Origin of the sequence: Actinomyces sp. SKVG-SVH-4(1) (assembly GCF_048514265.1) — a bacterium.
Taxonomy (GTDB): Bacteria; Actinomycetota; Actinomycetes; order Actinomycetales; family Actinomycetaceae; genus Actinomyces; species Actinomyces oris.
Window position 1 is genome coordinate 1 of sequence record NZ_JBGEVE010000030.1, and the last position, 1,390, is coordinate 1,390.

A 1,390-nucleotide genomic window follows, 5' to 3' on the forward strand; every position below is an offset into this window, starting at 1 on the left:
GTCGGCGGGCGCGATCAACAGCGCCGGCGTGCTGGAGGTCGAGGCGACCGCCGCGGGCACCGACAACTCGCTGACCACGATCGTGGAGCTGGTAGAGCAGGCCCAGGCCGAGAAGGGCGACCGAGCCCGGATCGCTGACCGGATCGCCCGCCCGCTGGTGCCCGGCGTGATGGTCCTCGCCGTCCTCGTCGGCGTGCTCGGGTCCCTGCTCGGCGACCCGGAGACCTGGATTACCCGCGCCCTGGTCGTCCTCGTCGCGGCCAGCCCCTGCGCGCTGGCGATCGCGGTGCCCGTCACCGTGGTCTCCGCGATCGGCGCGGCGACCAAGTTCGGCGTCGTCATCAAGAGCGGGGCCGCCTTCGAGCGCCTCGGCGGCATCCGGCACCTGGCCGTGGACAAGACCGGCACTCTGACCCGCAACCGGCCCGAGGTAACCGCCATCGTCGCCGCCCATGGGTTCGACGATGCGCAGGTGCTTGCTTGGGCTGCCGCCGTGGAGCAGCACTCGACGCACCCACTCGCCGCCGCCATCGCCGCCGCGGGCCGGGGAACCCCCGCCGCGCAGGACGTGGCCGAGGAGGCCGGGCACGGCATCGGTGGCCTGGTCGACGGCCGCAGGGTGGCGGTGGGCAGTCCGCGCTGGATCGACGCCGGTCCGCTCAAGGCCCGGGTCGAGGACCTGGAGGCCGAGGGGCAGACCTGCGTGCTCGTCACCGTCGACGGCTTCCTGGCCGGGGCGATCGGCGTCCGCGACGAGCTGCGCCCCGAGGTCCCCGAGGTCGTGCGGAGCCTGCGCGACCAGGGCGTCGAGGTGAGCATGCTCACCGGCGACAACTCCCGCACCGCTGCTGCGCTGGCGAAGCTGGCCGGGATCGGCGACGTGCACGCCGAGCTGCGTCCCGAGGACAAGGCTCGCATCGTCGCCGGGTTCTCGGAGACGTCGCCGACCGCGATGATCGGCGACGGCATCAACGACGCGCCCGCCCTGGCCGGGGCGACCGTGGGCATCGCGATGGGCGCGACCGGCTCCGACGCCGCGATCGAGTCCGCCGACGTCGCCTTCACCGGCCACGACCTCGGCCTCATCCCGCAGGCTCTGCGCCACGCCCGCCGCGGCGGCAGGATCATCAACCAGAACATCGTGCTGTCCTTGGCGATCATCACTGTGCTGCTGCCGCTGGCGATCACCGGCGTGCTCGGCCTGGCAGCGGTCGTCCTCGTGCACGAGGTCGCCGAAGTCGTCGTCATCGCCAACGGACTGCGGGCTGCGCGTGCCCGCAAGCAATAGGTGTTCCGTCCAACGCCATAACTCAGACATGCGCTATGAGAACCCGCTCTACCTGGCTGAGGAGGTTGCTGCCCTCGACCTGCTCACCGACCAGCGCATTGC

General features: G+C 72.2%; 1 protein-coding gene. It reads left to right on the forward strand.

The window, feature by feature from the left end:
• On the forward strand, positions 1–1,288 hold a 1,288-nt coding region (locus tag AB7V09_RS12925; RefSeq protein WP_419144003.1), incomplete at its 5' end, for a heavy metal translocating P-type ATPase.
• Between the last annotated feature and the right edge of the window lie 102 nt (positions 1,289–1,390).